At 67.4% G+C, this 15,243-nt stretch carries 12 protein-coding genes; 4 read left to right on the forward strand and 8 right to left on the reverse strand.

Translation table 11 applies throughout. The annotated features are described in order from the left end of the window. Window positions 1-125 precede the first annotated feature (125 nt). Entirely contained in the window at window positions 126-2,099 is a 1,974-nt protein-coding gene (locus tag ASF14_RS12880; RefSeq protein ID WP_056435553.1) for a sialate O-acetylesterase, read from the reverse strand. Between the two features lie 235 nt (window positions 2,100-2,334). After that, a complete protein-coding gene (locus ASF14_RS12885; RefSeq protein WP_056435555.1) occupies window positions 2,335-3,228 on the reverse strand; it encodes an endonuclease/exonuclease/phosphatase family protein in 894 nt (297 codons plus the stop codon). A 185-nt stretch (window positions 3,229-3,413) separates the two neighbouring features. Here ASF14_RS12885 and ASF14_RS12890 point away from each other — a divergent pair, with 185 nt between their 5' ends. Then, window positions 3,414-5,510 carry a TonB-dependent siderophore receptor gene (locus tag ASF14_RS12890; RefSeq protein ID WP_056435559.1) on the forward strand — a complete coding sequence of 699 codons (2,097 nt, stop codon included), beginning with the start codon at window positions 3,414-3,416 and terminating at the stop codon, window positions 5,508-5,510. A gap of 104 nt (window positions 5,511-5,614) precedes the next feature. On the opposite strand, the gene ASF14_RS12895 is transcribed toward ASF14_RS12890, so the two are convergent. The 6 genes from ASF14_RS12895 to ASF14_RS12920 are packed head-to-tail and all read right to left on the reverse strand — an operon-like array spanning window position 5,615 to window position 11,661. Next, on the reverse strand, window positions 5,615-6,577 hold the full coding sequence (locus ASF14_RS12895) for an FAD:protein FMN transferase (protein WP_236697061.1): 963 nt from the start codon (window positions 6,575-6,577) through the stop codon (window positions 5,615-5,617). A 2-nt stretch (window positions 6,578-6,579) separates the two neighbouring features. Beyond that, entirely contained in the window at window positions 6,580-7,425 is an 846-nt protein-coding gene (locus tag ASF14_RS12900) for a DUF4198 domain-containing protein (protein WP_056435561.1), read from the reverse strand. A 17-nt stretch (window positions 7,426-7,442) separates the two neighbouring features. After that, window positions 7,443-7,925, reverse strand: coding sequence for a DUF2271 domain-containing protein (locus ASF14_RS12905; protein ID WP_201780593.1), 483 nt, complete (start codon window positions 7,923-7,925; stop codon window positions 7,443-7,445). A gap of 14 nt (window positions 7,926-7,939) precedes the next feature. Then, window positions 7,940-8,578: a PepSY-associated TM helix domain-containing protein gene (locus ASF14_RS12910; protein WP_056435567.1), complete on the reverse strand. Its 639-nt coding sequence runs from the start codon at window positions 8,576-8,578 to the stop codon at window positions 7,940-7,942. Beyond that, window positions 8,575-9,258 (reverse strand): Fe2+-dependent dioxygenase, encoded by a 684-nt coding sequence (locus ASF14_RS12915; RefSeq protein WP_056435571.1) that lies wholly within the window; start codon window positions 9,256-9,258, stop codon window positions 8,575-8,577. The genes ASF14_RS12910 and ASF14_RS12915 overlap by 4 nt, the downstream gene beginning before the upstream one ends. An 18-nt stretch (window positions 9,259-9,276) precedes the next feature. After that, window positions 9,277-11,661 carry a TonB-dependent receptor gene (locus ASF14_RS12920; protein ID WP_056435574.1) on the reverse strand — a complete coding sequence of 795 codons (2,385 nt, stop codon included), beginning with the start codon at window positions 11,659-11,661 and terminating at the stop codon, window positions 9,277-9,279. Between the two features lie 244 nt (window positions 11,662-11,905). On the opposite strand from ASF14_RS12920, the gene ASF14_RS12925 reads away from it, so the two are divergent. The 3 genes from ASF14_RS12925 to ASF14_RS12935 all read left to right on the forward strand — a co-directional run bounded on the left by ASF14_RS12925 (window position 11,906) and on the right by ASF14_RS12935 (window position 15,238). Next, window positions 11,906-13,186, forward strand: coding sequence for an HD-GYP domain-containing protein (locus ASF14_RS12925; RefSeq protein ID WP_056435576.1), 1,281 nt, complete (start codon window positions 11,906-11,908; stop codon window positions 13,184-13,186). Between the two features lie 67 nt (window positions 13,187-13,253). Continuing rightward, a complete protein-coding gene (locus ASF14_RS12930) occupies window positions 13,254-14,870 on the forward strand; it encodes an NAD(P)/FAD-dependent oxidoreductase (protein ID WP_056436344.1) in 1,617 nt (538 codons plus the stop codon). Beyond that, complete coding sequence (locus ASF14_RS12935) at window positions 14,867-15,238, forward strand: reverse transcriptase-like protein (RefSeq protein WP_236697062.1); 372 nt, start codon at window positions 14,867-14,869, stop codon at window positions 15,236-15,238. The genes ASF14_RS12930 and ASF14_RS12935 overlap by 4 nt, the downstream gene beginning before the upstream one ends. The last annotated feature ends 5 nt before the right edge of the window (window positions 15,239-15,243 follow it).

Raw genomic sequence — 15,243 nt, forward strand, 5'->3', positions numbered from 1 at the left:
CGGTGACCAGCACGTCCGGCGCGCCGCCCGCAAGGATACGGACGGAGGGGTGTCACGGCCAGCGGGGACACCCCTCCACCATGCTGCGCATGGTCCCCCTCCCCTGCAAGGGGAGGAATATTGGATCAATTCCCCGTAATCACCGCCTCGAACGGCACCACCGGATGCGGGGCTTCGTCATAGAAATTGACCACCGGCGCATCGGCCCAGGCATAGCGCACGCGGACATCGCCTGGCCGCGCATCGGCCAGCCGTACCTCCGCCCCGTTCACGCTTGCATTCGCATACCGACAGGCGCTCGCATCGCACAACTCGAAGCCGATCGGCGAGCCTGCACTCCAAGCATGAAGCGCGCCCTGCACCCCGTCGAAGCGCAGCACGACCTCGCCCCCCGCGCGGGTGGCCGAGGCGATCATCGGTCCGGACGCATTGGCGCGGTCGCCCGCCTCCAGGCGGCCTTGCGCAAAGACCAGCCGCTTGGCGAGTTCGTTCTTGTCCGCCGGGTGGATGTCGTTGCGCACGCCGATGTCGATCGTCGTCGCGAGCGCCGCATGCGCATCACGCAGCACCGCCAGACGCTGCGTCTCGCGCAGGGCCGCCCAGGCGCTGTTCTCGATCTTCACCGGCGGCGCACCGAAATTGGCAAGCTGGACGATCAGGAACGGCAGTTCGAGGCTCTGGAACTGCCGTCGCCAGCCGGTCATCAACGCCGCCAGCCGGTCGCCATAATCGGCGCGGCCGACATCGGATTCGCCCTGATACCAGGCGACGCCCTTCAATCCGATCGGCCCCAAAGGCGCGATCATGCCATTATACAGCGTTCCCAGCCCCGCATGGCTCTCCCAGGGGCTGCGCGGATAACTCTGGTCGTTCGCCTTGTAGACCGAATAGCGCCAGCCGGTGCCGAGCGGGATCGGCTGGCCGCCTGCGGGCGTGAACTGGATCTTGTCACCGGGCCCGAACATGCCGCCCGGACCATAGGTGTCGCCCAGCCCGACGACGATCTCGTTGCGGCCCTTCTTCAATGCCGAGCGCGGCACGGTGTAACGCCGCCAGTCGCCCCAGCCGAAGGTCGCGCCGACGACCACGCCATTGACCCAGACGGTGTCGAGCTCGTCGATCCCGGCCAGTTCGATCACGCCGTCACCGGTCGGGGCTTGGGCCAAGTCGAAACCCTGCCGGAACCACACCAGCCCGTTATAGTCGGCGAGTTCGGGAACGCCCCATTCCTCCCACGGGCCGAATTTGGGCACCGGGGTCCAGTTCAGCCGGTCGGGGGCATTCCACGGCTCTTGCCCGCGTTTCGTCCCGCTCGCCTTGCGCCACCATTCGCCCCAGCGGTCGCCGAACGCGCGCAAGCCCGCCGCATGGTCGCGGGCATAGAGCGCCAGCAGGTCGGCATCGGCGGACAGGCCGGGCAGCTTGCGCGCATCGGTCGCGGCGATCCAGGGCAGGATCTTGGTCCCACCCCAGCTCGAATCGATCGCGCCCATCGGCACATTCGCCTTGGCCGCCAGATCCTTGACCATCAGATAGCAGGCGGCCGAAAAGTCGGCGACGCTGGCGGGCGAGACGGCGGCCCAGACCGGGCGCTTCTCGAGCGGCTCCTCGGCGGACAGGCCGACATGGTGCGCGATATCGAGCAGGCGGATACGGTCATTGGCCGCGCCCTTGACCAGCCCCTCGCCGTTCAGCGCCTGCTTGGTCGGATATTCCATGTTGGACTGGCCCGAACACAGCCAGACATCGCCGACCAGCAGGTCGTCCATCGTGTCGACAGCGCCGTCCTTGCCCGTCGCGGTCAGCGTCAGCGGGGTGGCGGTCGCCGCCATGGCAGGCAGGGTCGCGCGCCAACGGCCCTTGGCATCGGCGGTCGCGGTGGCGCTGGCACCACCCAGCGTCACGGTGACGCCCTCGCCCGCATGGGCCGCGCCCTCGACGACGATCGGGCGGTCGCGTTGCAGGACGGCATGGGCGCTCATCGGGGTCAGGATGCGCGGTCGCGCCTCCGCCATGACGGGCCAGGCCGCCGCCGTGCCCAGCAGCAACGCCAAACCCACACGCCGCCCGGCGCCGGACCATGAATGCCCCATCCGCATGTCATCCCTCTCCTATGCCCGGCGAAACCACAATTCCGTGCTGCCAAGGCTCGTATCGCGATCATAGGAGCGGGCAAATGATAACGCTATCGGGAAACGCGGCGTCCATTCCTCCCCTGGAAGGGGAGGTGGCGCGCGCAGCGCGTCGGAGGGGTGTCCCGCTCTCGATAGGGTGATACCCCTCCGTCAGGGCTTCGCCCTGCCACCTCCCCTTGCAGGGGAGGAATCGCTTTGGTCAGCGCGTCTCATCCTCGAACGTCAGCGTCGCTGCGACCGGGAAATGATCCGAGGGATAGGTCTTGCCCCGGTGATAGCTATCGGTCGCGATCGCCTGCGTGCGGAAGCCGCGCACGAACAGATAGTCGATGCGCCGGTCGGGCGTGCCGGTGAAGTCGTGAAAGGTCATCTCCGGCCCCTCGCGCCGCGCGGCGGCGGGCCAGGCGTCGGTCAGCGTCGCCGCGAAGCGGCGATAGGCGGCCGTGTCGGGCCGCGCGTTCATGTCGCCCGCCACCACCACCGGCAGGTCCTTCGCCAGCGCGGGCAGCCGCGCCAGGATCAGCGCCGCCGCCTTGTCGCGCGCCTCGGCATCCTCGTCGCGGTGCGCCAGATGCGTGTCGAGGAACAGGAAGCGATGCGGCTTCGCCCCCTTGGTCTCGAACACCGCCCAGTTCGCCATGCGCGGCAGGTCGGTGCCCCAGCTCTGGCTGCCGACGACGTCCGGCGTCTCGGACAGCCAGAAATCGCCATGCTCGACCAGGGTCAGCCGGTCGGGGCGATAAAGGATGCCCATATGCTCATTGTCATGCCCGCCCCGCCGGTCGCGCCCGAACCAGCGATAGCCGGGCAGCGCATGGGTCAGGTCGTCGCCCTGCCGCTGGAGCAGTTCCTGCGTCCCGATCACATCGGGCGCGGCGCGGCGGATCAGTTCGACCATTACCGGCCGCCGCACTGCCCAGCGCGTCGCACCCTCGTCCGAGGCATAGCGTACGTTAAAGGTCATGACCCTGATCGGTTCGGGGATCGGTTCGGGGATCGGTTCGGGGATCGGTTCGGCCATCGCCCCCGTCGCCGCGAGCAGCCCCGCCGCCGCCAGCGCCACACCCCGAATCGTTCGCCGCACCACCGTCATTCTCATTACCCTTCATAGACTTACACCATGGCGCAACGCCGCCCGCGGGTCATGGCTGCATCACATGGCATGCGCGTGACACGCTTCGTCATCACGCCGCCAAAACCAAAACAGGTCCAATTTCTGATTGAGAGTTATTAGCATTATCGATATTGGCCGCGCCGAAATCGATTGGGGGGCCGTATATGTCGAAGGTGATCTGGCGCGCGATTCTGCTGGCCGGAGTGGCGATCAGCCAGGGTGCGGTGGCGCAGACGCTGGCCGCCCCGGTCGATGGCGGCAGCGACGATCAGAAGGATATCGTCGTCACCGCCTTGCGTGACGCCAATGCCAGCATCACCGGGACCGACACCGCACCCAACCGCTATCCCCAGTCCCTGCGCGTCATCGACCGTGCGATCATCGACCGGACCGGCGCGACGCGGCTGGACGATACGATCGACTTGGCGGGCGGCGTGTCGCGGCAGAACGACTTTGGCGGGCTGTGGGACAAATATGCCATTCGTGGCTTTGCCGGAAACGAGAATAGCGGCCCCGATATCCTCATCAACCGCTTCAGCAGCAATCTGGGCTTCAACGCGCCGGTCGATGTCGCCACGGTCGAACGCTTCGAATTCCTGAAGGGCGCCGCCGCCGCGCTGTCGGGGCTGGGCGAGCCGGGCGGGTCGCTGAACATCGTCACCAAGGCACCTACGCCCACCCGCCAAGGCGAGGCCTCGCTCAGCTATGGCAGCTGGAACCGGGTGCGGGCGACCGGCGATATCAGCGGCCCGGTGACGAGCACCCTGTCGGCGCGACTGATCGGCGTGGCGGAGGAAGGCGACAGCTTTCGCGATACCGTCCACACCGACCGGCTGCTGATCGCGCCGTCCTTGTCCTTCACGCCGAGCCAGGATCTGCGCTTCCTCTATCAGGGCGAGTTCATGCGCAACCGCGCGCCGATCGACCGCGGCGTGGCGGCGATCAGGGGCAATGCGCGTGCGATGGACCGCGATACGTTCCTAGGCGAGCCCGCCGATGGTCGCATGACCCAGCGGATGCTGTGGCAGCAGGGCAGCGTCTTTGCTGCGCTGAGCGACCGCATCTCGCTGGAAGCCGGGCTGTCGAGCCGCGACGGCTTCCTGACCGGCTATGCGACCCAGGTCGATTTCGGCGCGCGGGGGGTGCAGGCCGATGGCCGGACGATCGGCCGGTCGCGGCGTTTCCACGACTTTCGCTGGCAGGACCTGACGGCGCGGGCGGAGCTGACCGCCAAGGTCGACTGGCTGGGCCTGTCGCACGACATCCGCGTCGGGGTGGACCGGGTGCGCCACGGCCTGGACTTCCGCATGGACCAGGCGCGCGGGCGGCCGGGCGCGCCGATCCTGACCATCGACGCCTTCAACCCTGTCTATGGCCAGCCGCTGCCGGTACCCACGGCGTTTCAGGACCGTCACCACGCCTTCCGCAGCGAAAGCATCTATGCGCAGGACCTGATCCGCTTCGGCGACTTCACCGCGCTGGTCGGTGCGCGCTGGAACAATTTCCGCGAGACGATGACCAATTATGTGCGCGGCAATCTGGTCCTCGACACCGTCGATCGCGGCATCACGCCGCGCGCCGCGCTGACCTGGGCGGCGAGTCCGCAATTTTCGCTGTTCACCAGCTGGGGCCAGTCGCTGCGCCTCAATCCCTCGGACGGGGTCAGCAGCTTCGATGCCGAGCACAGCAGTTCGACCGAGGTCGGCGCCAAGTACAGCCTGTTCGGCGGCGCGCTGACCGGTCAGACCGCACTGTTCACCATGACCAAGCGCAACGTGCTGAACCCCAATGCCATCGACGTCTTCGTCAAGACGCAGATCGGCCGCCAGCGGTCGCGGGGTGTCGAGACGGTCGCCGACCTGCACCTGACCGGCGGGCTGACCGGCACCGCCACCTATACCTATACCGATGCGACGGTGCGCAACGACAAGAATGCGGCGCTGATCGGCACGATGCTGTCCAACGTGCCCAAGCATCTGGCGGCGCTCGACCTGCATCAGCGGCTGGGCACGGTGACGCTGGGCGGCGGCGTGACGCATGTGGGTGCGCGCAACGGCGATCCGTTCGCCAGCGGCTATCGCCTGCCCGCCTATACCATCGCGCGGCTGGATGCGAGCTGGGCGGTCAACCCGCGCTTCGATGTGCGGCTCGACCTCGAGAACCTGTTCGACACCTATTATATCGCCAGCAGCTATGCCGATGTGTGGACGATGCCGGGCGCGCCGCGCAACGTTCGCGTGACGCTCAGGGGGCGGTTCTAAGGACCGCCCTCACCCTTCCCATCCGCTATCGCGGGTGGGCCCCTTCTCTCTCCCGATGGGAGAGGGAGGGAGGCGCAAAGCGCCGGAAGGGTGAGGGTGGAGGTTTAGCCGAGCAGCCTTTGTAACGGCTCGGTCAGAACCTCTTCCGCCCCGTCACCCCGACGAACCAGGATACGGGCGGCGACCTGCATCGGCGCCAGCGCCGACAGGTCGGGGAACAACACCGCGACGGCGGTCGCCAGCGCATCGGCGAGCATCGCGGTCTCGGCGATGACATGGACCGCGATCACGCCGTTCGTCGGCGGGTACCCGGAACGCGGGTCCAGGCCGTGTTCGCCCTTGCGATAGGTCCCGCTGCCCGCCACCGCCATCTGGTGCAGCGCCACGCGCATCGGCGGCAGATCGACGCCCGGCGGGGTTTCAAGGTCGACCCACCAGGGATCGCCATCGGGCCGCATGCCGCGCCCGACCAGTTCGCCGCCCACCTCGACCAGACAATGCCGAAAGCCAAGCCCCGCCAGCATGTCGGCGACCGCATCGGCGGCATAGCCCTTGGCGATGCCCGACAGGTCGAGCGCTACGCCGCCCGGCTGCCACAGCATCGCCCCTTCGGCATTCCAGCGCAGATGCCGCCAGCCGCTGTTGGACCGGGCCTGCTCGATCGCCGCCGCATCGGGCTCGGGTTGTGGGCCCTTCGGCCCATGACCCCAGAGATCGACCAGATAGCCGATCGCCGGATCGAAGGCACCGCCGCTCAGCGCCGCGACGCGCAACCCCGTGTCGATGACCGCCGCGAAATCGGGTGGCAGCCTGCACCAGCTATCCGGTGCCGAACGGTTGAATCGCGAAAGCACGGAATCCGGTGCCCAGTGACTCATCTGCGCGACCAGATCATCGAGCCGTGCCTGGACGGTCGCGCCGACGCCTTGCGCGCCGGGCACGTCGCACGTGGCATAGAGCACCCGCCACATCGTCCCCATCGTCTCGCCGCCCAGCGTGACGATGGCCGCCGGATCGCCGTTCGCCACGGCGTTCGGGTCGATCCGGGGCGGCAGGACGATGCGCATGGTTACGGGGTCATGACTTCGAGGGTGGTGGTGTAGCTCATCCGCCGCTGCGTCGCGCGCGGGGCCGTGGGCTTGTCGTCGGTCAGCGTCGCGTTCAACCAGTACATGCCCGCCGCCGGCCAAGCGTAGGACAGCACGCCTTGCGCGTCGGTGGTCACCTCCTTGGCCCCTTCGGCGTCGCGGTAACGCTTGCCACCGGGGACGATCGTGACCTTCAGGTTCGGCGCGGGCTTGCCATCGACCAGGAAGCGGAACTTCGCCGTCTCGCCCGCGACCAGTTCGTCCGGATGGGTGACGGGATCGAACTCCAGCCCCTTGCCCTCGGGTTTCAGAACGGTGCGGGTCGGCTCTCCTGCGGTCACGAAAATCTCGTTGCGCGCGCTCGTCTCGGTCAGCGTCACGTCGGTCGCGTTCGTGGGAATGTCGGCGACGGTCAGCGGCGGCTGGCGCACGCCGTTCGCCCCCGGCGGGCCGCCCCGTCCGCCGACTCGCTTCTCGACGCCGTCGACCTTGAAGCTGCCCATGATGCCCGACATGGCACTGCCGATCTTCCAGGTGCCGGGCTTGTCGAGCTGCACGTCGAAGACCGAGCGATAGCGTCCGGTCGAGCCGTTCTGGATCCGCCCGGGCGTGCCATCGGGCTGCCATACCTTCACCCATTCGGTCCGGCCGGGCTGGTGGTCGGCATAGAACAGGTCGTTGGAGACGGCACTGTCGACCGTCACCCAGCTATCGGTCCCCGAAAAGATCGTGCCCGAGGGCAGCAGCCACATGCGATGCGCCGAGGCGAGGCCGGGGATCGCCAGCAGCGCGGCGGCGGCGAGCAGCTTGATATGATGATTCTTCATGATGATCCTCCCCTGTGTCAGCGTGCCGAAACGGTCACGGCGCCCAGTTCATGGCTGCCGCTCGCCCGCGCGTTCGGATTGGGTACGGTCAGCGGCACCTGCACCAGTTCGCGCCCGCCGGTTTCGCGTGCGGCCTCGACGTTCAGGACATACTGGCCGGGCTTCAGGTCGGCGGGCAGCGGGATGGCATGGGTGCCGGGCGCACGGGTCGCGCCGCTGATGCCGCTGGCGGGCATTGCCATGCTGCGCCCACCTTTCCGCCACCAGGCGCGCAGGTCGGACAGCCATTTGGTGCCCGGCTCCCCGCCCGTCTTCTTGACGTCGTACCAGATGGCGAGCGTGCGCGCCGGACCGCCTGTGGCGGGCTCCAGCCAGACCGCGACATAGGGCTTGTGATATTCGGCGACGTTGAGGCGCGGAATGGTGACGTTCACCGTCGCGGCGCCCGCCGCCCCCGGCAGTGCCACCGCGCCCAGCGCCAGAATAGCGGTCGATCGCATCGTGATATTCTCCATCAGTGCAGGACAAAGACGGCGATCGCCGCCGGGATCAGGAACCCCGCCGCCACCAGCGGCCAGGTCGAGGGCCGGTGCCGCGCATGCATCTGGAGCAGCAGCAGTCCGGTCAAGGTGAAGACGATACAGGCGACCGCGAAGACGTCGATGAACCAGAACCAGGCGGTCCCGGCATTGCGCCCCTTGTGCAGGTCGTTGAGGTAGGAGACCCAACCGCGATCGGTCCGCTCCGAGGTGATGGCGCCGCTTGCCCGGTCGATGCTGACCCAGGCATCGCCGCCGGGGCGGGGCATGGCGACATAGACCTCGCCGTCCGACCATTCCCCCGGCCGTCCGGCGGGGTTCAGATCGACCGCACTCTCGACCGCCTCCGCGACACGCGTCGGTAAGGGGGCGTCATTCGTTTTCGGGTTGGCCAGCAACGGCCGCAGGCCGGGGGCCAGCAGCCCGCTCTTCTGCACCGTCTTCGGGCTGGCCGAGATGCTGGCGGCGTGGTTCAGCGTCAGCCCGGTGATCGCGAACAACATCATGCCGACCAGCGACACCGCCGCGCTGATCCAGTGCCAGGTATGGAACTGCTTCAACCACCAGCTGCGCCATTTGCGCTTCTTGGGCTTGGGGAGGGTCGCGGCGGTCATGCGTCGGCCCAGCGGCGCAGCAGATTGTGGTAGACGCCGGTCAGCTCGACGACCGAACGATCCCCCTGCCCCTTGTCCGTGCCGACCCGCTGCACCGCGCGATCCAGGTCGAACAGGATGCGCCGCTCGCCATCGTCGCGGACCATCGACTGAATCCACAGGAAGGACGCCACGCGCGTGCCCTTCGTGACGGGCTCGACCCGGTGGAGGCTGGAGGCGGGGTAGAGGACCGCGCTTCCGGCGGACAGTTTCACCCGCTGTTCGCCGTACAGATCCTCGACCACCAGCTCGCCGCCGTCATAGGCGTCCGGGTCCTCGAGGAAGAGGGTCAGCGACAGGTCGGAGCGCATCCGGAAGTCGCTGCCCCGCTTCAGCCGCACCGCATTGTCGACATGCACGTCGAACGCCTGTCCGCCCGCATAACGGTTGAACAAGGGCGGATAGACCTTCAGCGGCAGCGCCGCCGCCACGAACAGCGGCGACCGCCCCAGCGCGTCGAGGACCATCCGTCCCGCCTCAACCGCCGCCCCCGAATCCTCCGGCAACTGCTCGTTGCGCTTGGCGAGCGCCGCCTGCGGGCCGGAGGTGGCATTGCCGTCCGCCCAGGCTCCCGCATCGATGACGCGGCGGACCTGGGCGACCCCGGCGGGATCGAGGATATCGGGAAGGACGATCAGCATGGACGAAGGCTAGCCCGATCAGAAATTGTAGAACAGGCTCAGCGTCGCCTGACGCCGGTCGCCGGGGATCGCCCAGCCGCCGGTGATGTTGCCGGTCGTGCCGTTGATATTGTTGCGCACGCCCGTGACGTATTTCTCGTCGGTGAAGTTCTGGACGTTGAGCTGCATCGTCCAGCGCTGGGCGATGGTATAGGCCAGGAAGGCGCGGTGGATCAGATAATCGTCCACATGGAACTGCACCCGATTCCCCGCGACGGGGAAGTTGGTCGCGAACGATCCCTGATAGGTCAGGCCGTAACCGACCTCCAGGCCGAAAGGCAGCTTGTAGGTGGTGAACAGGCTGCCCGAATGCTCGGGCGTCTGGACCAGCTCGGCGCCTGCCTGCGGATCGAGCACGCCCGCCGCCTTGTCGCGGTTCGAGATGCTCTGCAGCACCTTGCCGTCGAGATAGGTATAGTTGGCGAAGATCGTCCAGGCCGGGGTGATCGATCCCGACGCACCCAGCGCGATGCCGTCCACCCGGCTGCGCCCGTCCAGCACCTGCAGGCCCACCGGCAGCGCCGGATCGTTGGAGGGCACGCGGTAATTGGTCCGCTCGTTGCGGAAGACCGCGGCGGTCAGCTCCAGGCGACGGCCGAACAGCCCGGCCTTCACCCCCGCCTCATAGTTCTTCGCGGTTTCCGGTGCCACGGCGCAGGGGTTCGCGGCGGTCGCGGTCGACGGCACGCCGCAGCCCAGCCGGACGGTCGTCGAGGACGGCGTCTTGGCATTGCCATAGCCCGCATAGACGCTGACATTCTCGACCGGGTGGAACACCGCGCCCACCCGCCAGGAGAACAGCTTCTCCCGGCTGACCTGCGGCTGATAGGCGAGCTGACCCGCATTGGCCGCCGCCAGCGGCAGGGCGCGGAAATTCGCTTCCTGATATTCCCAACGCACGCCGCCGTTCAGCTCGAAGAAGCGGTTCAGCGCCAGCGTGTCGAAGGCATAGACGGCCAGGTTGCGCGTCTCGCTGCGCGACTGGGCGGTAGCCACGAAGTTGATCGGGCCGGTATAGTTGGTGTTCGGGTTGGCGATATCGATCGCGGGCTGCGCCACGACGCTGCCGTCCGCGTTGCGTAGCAGCGACCCCTGGGTCAGGCGGTAATTCTCGATCATGCCCGACATGCCGATGTTCAGGACATTGTGGAGGCCGCCCTTGGCGCCTGCCTCATGGCGCAGGTCGATCTGGTTGGTCAGCATCTGGTTCTGCTGATCGCGCACCAGTCCGCGCGGGCCCGAAGGCTGGTAGAAGCCCGCCGGAAGATTGGCCGGGCATGCCGCACCGATCGTGGCGCCCGGCGTCGCCGTCACCGGCTGGCGGTTGGTCGCGGCGAGACAGAAGGTCCCCTGCGGCGCGGAGGTGACGCTATCCTGCGTCACCTGCTGCCAGCGGGTCAGGTTGCGCACGCTCCAATGCTCGTCGATCTGGTGGCGGAAGGTCGCGGTGAAGCGGTCTACCGTACTGTCCTGCCGGTCGAGATTGGCGATCCCGAAATAGCTGGAGCGCTTAGCCCCCGGCACGAAGCCATCGACCAGGCCATTGTCGAACCAGGGGATGCCGTAAACCGGCGTGTTGCGATCCTCCTGATGGACATAGGCCAGAGTCAGGCTGGTCGGCCCGCCAATGCCGATCGTGACCGAGGGCGCGATGCCCCAGCGCTGCATCTTCTCGACATCGCGGCCGGGCACGTCGTTATGGTGGTATGCGCCGTTCAGGCGCACCGCGACCAGATCCGACACGCGGACGTTGCTGTCGATCGCGCCACGATAATAATTGTCCGTGCCGACCGAGCCCTGCATGATCGTCAGCGTCTCGGGCGTGGGCACCTTGGAGACGAGGTTGATCGTGCCCCCGACCGAACCCGATCCGTTGAAGACGCTGTTCGCGCCGTTATAGACCTCGACCTGCTGCAGGTTGAACGGATCGGTGCGGCTGTACTGCGCGCTGTCGCGGACGCCGTCGATGGTGATGTCGTTGCTGGCCGAATAGCCGCGCAGGTTGATCGAGTCGCCGTAACCGCCGCCGCCCTCGCCCGCGCCGAAGGTGATCCCCGGCAGCGTCTGGAGCACGTCGCGAAGCGTCTGGAGATTCTGCTTCCGGATGGTCTGCTCGCTGACCACGGTGATCGTCTGCGGCGTGTCGAGCAACGCGGCAGTGGCCTTCGGGCTCTCCAGGACCGCGGCGCCGGTGCCGCGCTGGCCAGTGACGATCACGTCGCGCGCGCCGGTCGAATCCTGGGACTTGGCCACAGCGGCGGGCGGCGGCGCGCTGTCGGCGCGGGGGCCGGTCTCTGCGGCGGCGACATGCGGCGCGGTGGCCAGAAAGCCCACGCACGACAATGCGATGAACGAATGCGACATGAATGTTTCCCCTTCGAGGGCATCGGCTATTGCGAAACATTCGCACTGTCAATGCGATTGCTAATGATTATCATGTTGATGTTATAGCTGGCTCGCCGAGCATACCGATCCGCTCCCGGTCGAGCAGACCCGACGGAACTGCCGAAAATGGACAATTGGTTGGGTCGCTTCACGGCGCCTTCCGCATCCGGATTTCGCTTCTCCCGAAACGAAAATTTTACGACACAACGGTAAGATTTTCGGGATGAAAGAGCAGCCGACCACGAATCGATACCTCCAGATCGAGAGCCGACAGGTCGCGCTTGGCATGTACATCCATGCACTGCACTGCTCGTGGATCCACAATCCATTTTGGCGAAAGTCCTTCCTCCTGACCGAGCCGGACGATCTGGAGAAGATTCGCGCATCGGTGCCGTCCGTCACCATCGACCTGACCAAGGGGCGCGGCCCCATGATGATCGCTGCCACCGATACGCCCGAGCCTGTCCTCGCGCCCGTCGTCGAGTCGATCACCAAGCCGATTGTCACGGCCCTGCGTCCGCGTCGCGCCAAGCCCGCGACCGAGGTGGAGCGGGCCAGCGCCGTATCCGCGCGCGCCGCCGCCGCCGTGGCCCAGCTGTTCGGCGAGGCCCGGCTCGGGCGTACCATCCGCACCCGCGACCTGGTCCCGATCGTCGAGGACATTGCCGAGACGACCGCCAAGTCCGCCGCCGCGATGATCGCGGTCACGCGGCTGAAGGACCGGGACCAGTATATCTATATCCACTCGGTCGCAGTCGGCACGTTGATGATGAATCTCGCGCGTCATCTGGGCCTCAGCGAAGAGGATGTGCACGTCGCCGGTATGGCCGGACTGCTGCACGACATCGGCAAGATGCAGATCGACGCCGATGTCCTCGACAAGCCCGGTCGCCTGACCGCCGAGGAAATGGTGGAGATCCGCCGCCATCCGGGCCTGGGCCATCGGATCCTGGGCGACATGAACGACCTCGACCCGCGCATCCTGGACGTGTGCCGCCATCATCACGAGCGGATGGATGGCGCCGGTTATCCCGACGGCTTGCGCGGCGACGAGATCAGCCAGTTCGTCCGTATCTCGTCCGTCTGCGACGTCTATGACGCCGTGACCTCGATCCGCCCGTACAAGCGCGCTTGGTCACCGCACGAGGCGCTGGCGCAGATGCTGGAATGGGACGGCCATTTCGATCCCGAGACCCTGCGCGCCTTCATCGCCAATCTGGGCATCCAGCCCTTTGCCGCGCTGGTCCGGCTGCGGTCCAACCGGCTGGGCATCGTGGTGCGCGAAGGGGAATGTCCGACCATGCCGGTCGTGCGCGTCTTCTTCGACATTCCCAGCCACGGGCCGGTCGCGATCGAGAATGTCGCGACCGCACATGACCCGATCCAGCGCGCCGAACGCGGCGATTACTGGTTCGGCGAACGCTGGCCCGCACTCCAGGCCGAAATCCTGGCGGAACCCACCTTCCCCGAAACCCCGCTGAGCCACGCCGTCGGCGGGCGCTAGATCCGCCTCCCGTCCTCGCCGCACAGCGCGATGGCGGGAGCGCGTGCAATTCTGTATGGCGCGCGGGATGATCCGCCTCAGTGAATTGAAACTGCCTCTCCACGATGCGGACGAGGCCCTACCCGCCGCCATCTGTCGCCGGTTGCGCGTGACGCCGCGCGAGTTGGTCCGCTTCGTGATCGCCCGGCGCGGGCATGATGCGCGCGACAAGAACAATATCCAGCTCGTCTATTCGGTCGATGTGAACCTGAAGAACGAAGCAGCCGTGCTGGAGCGGTTCCGCCGCGACCGCGATGTCCAGCGCACGCCCGACACCCGCTATCACCTGCCCAGCGCGCCGCCGCCGGGCACCAAGCGCCCGGTCGTGATCGGCGCGGGCCCCTGCGGCCTGTTCGCCGCGCTGGTGCTGGCGCAGGCGGGATACCGGCCGATCATCCTGGAGCGCGGCAAGGTGGTACGCGAGCGGACTCAGGACACCTGGGGCCTGTGGCGCAGGAGCGTGCTCAATCCCGAATCCAACGTGCAATATGGCGAGGGCGGCGCGGGCACCTTTTCGGACGGCAAGCTCTACAGCCGGATCAAGGACCCGCGCCACCTGAACCGCAAGGTGCTGACCGAGTTCGTCAAGGCGGGTGCACCGCCCGAAATCCTGACCGAGGCGCATCCGCATATCGGCACCTTCCGCCTGGTCACGATGGTCGAGAGCATGCGCGCGACCATCGAGGAACTGGGTGGCGAATATCGTTTCTCCACCCGGGTCGACGGACTGGACGTCGAGACCGACGGGTCGGGCACGCGCCGGGTGCGCGGGCTGCACCTGAACGGCGGCGGCTATCAGGAGGCGGATCACGTCGTCCTCGCCATCGGGCACAGCGCACGCGACAGCTTCGCGATGCTCCAGTCGGCGGGCGTGTATGTCGAGGCCAAGCCCTTTTCGATCGGCGTGCGCATCGAACATCCGCAAGGGTGGATCGACCGCGCGCGCTTCGGGCATCAGGCGGGGCATCCGATCCTGGGTGCGGCCGAATATCACATCTCGCACCACTGCCAGAACGGGCGGACGGTCTACAGCTTCTGCATGTGTCCGGGCGGCACGGTGGTCGCCGCCACGTCCGAAGAGGGCCGCGTCGCGACCAACGGCATGAGCCAATATTCGCGCAACGAGCGTAACGCCAATTCGGGCTTCGTCGTCGCGATCGATCCCGAACGCGACTTCCCCGGCGATCCGCTGGCGGGGCTGGCGCTGCAACGCCATTGGGAGGAGCGCGCCTATGTCGCGGGCGGTTCCAACTACAAGGCCCCGGCGCAGCGGGTCGGCGACTTCCTGGCGAAGCGGCCCTCGACCAGCCTGGGTTCGGTCACGCCGTCCTACCGCCCCGGCGTGACGCCGACCGACCTCTCCGAATGCCTGCCCGACTTCGTGGTCGAGGCGATGCGCGAAGCGATCCCGGTCTTCGGCCGCCAGATCGCCGGTTACGACCACCCCGACGTGGTGATGACCGGCGTCGAGACGCGCACCTCCTCGCCCGTTCGCTTCACACGCGGCGAGGATGGGCATAGCCTGAACACCTATGGCCTCTACCCGGCGGGCGAAGGCGCTGGCTATGCGGGCGGCATCCTGTCGGCGGCGGTCGACGGCATCAAGACGGCCGAGGCGGTCGCGCGCAGCATCGGTACGCCTTGAAGATTTTCTTCGACGGCGGGCTTCGCCCCGGCGGGATGGAATATGCCGTGGTGATCGGCGGCCGCGCCCGGATCGTCCGCGATCTGGGGCTCGGCACCAGCATGACCGCCGAATGGCTGGCGCTCATCGCCGCGACCCGCGCGGCGCATGAGGCGGGGCTGATCGATGCGCTGTTGCTGGGCGATGCGGCGGCGGTGGTGGCGCAGGCAAACGGCAAGGTGCGGGTGCCCCCCGCGCATATCGCGCATTTCGCCGAGTGGTCGGCCCTCCCCCGCCCGCCCCGGTTCCGGCTGCGCCATATCAAGCGGACGCAGAACCTCGCGGGGATCGCACTGGGTCAGGTCCATCAAGGCCTCCCTCCCCCGTAGGAGAG

Origin of the sequence: Sphingomonas sp. Leaf257, from assembly GCF_001422185.1 — a bacterium.
Lineage (GTDB): Bacteria > Pseudomonadota > Alphaproteobacteria > Sphingomonadales > Sphingomonadaceae > Sphingomonas > Sphingomonas yabuuchiae.

What these genes read in the sequence shown, in the direction of transcription:
- ASF14_RS12900 (WP_056435561.1), bottom strand. Translation starts at nt 7,425, where the DNA reads ATGAAGAATCATCATATCAAGCTGCTCGCCGCCGCCGCGCTGCTGGCG.
- ASF14_RS12910 (WP_056435567.1), bottom strand. Translation starts at nt 8,578, where the DNA reads ATGACCGCCGCGACCCTCCCCAAGCCCAAGAAGCGCAAATGGCGCAGC.
- ASF14_RS12880 (WP_056435553.1), bottom strand. Translation starts at nt 2,099, where the DNA reads ATGCGGATGGGGCATTCATGGTCCGGCGCCGGGCGGCGTGTGGGTTTG.
- ASF14_RS12930 (WP_056436344.1), top strand. Translation starts at nt 13,254, where the DNA reads ATGATCCGCCTCAGTGAATTGAAACTGCCTCTCCACGATGCGGACGAG.
- ASF14_RS12890 (WP_056435559.1), top strand. Translation starts at nt 3,414, where the DNA reads ATGTCGAAGGTGATCTGGCGCGCGATTCTGCTGGCCGGAGTGGCGATC.
- ASF14_RS12925 (WP_056435576.1), top strand. Translation starts at nt 11,906, where the DNA reads ATGAAAGAGCAGCCGACCACGAATCGATACCTCCAGATCGAGAGCCGA.
- ASF14_RS12905 (WP_201780593.1), bottom strand. Translation starts at nt 7,925, where the DNA reads ATGCGATCGACCGCTATTCTGGCGCTGGGCGCGGTGGCACTGCCGGGG.
- ASF14_RS12915 (WP_056435571.1), bottom strand. Translation starts at nt 9,258, where the DNA reads ATGCTGATCGTCCTTCCCGATATCCTCGATCCCGCCGGGGTCGCCCAG.
- ASF14_RS12920 (WP_056435574.1), bottom strand. Translation starts at nt 11,661, where the DNA reads ATGTCGCATTCGTTCATCGCATTGTCGTGCGTGGGCTTTCTGGCCACC.
- ASF14_RS12895 (WP_236697061.1), bottom strand. Translation starts at nt 6,577, where the DNA reads ATGCGCATCGTCCTGCCGCCCCGGATCGACCCGAACGCCGTGGCGAAC.
- ASF14_RS12885 (WP_056435555.1), bottom strand. Translation starts at nt 3,228, where the DNA reads ATGACGGTGGTGCGGCGAACGATTCGGGGTGTGGCGCTGGCGGCGGCG.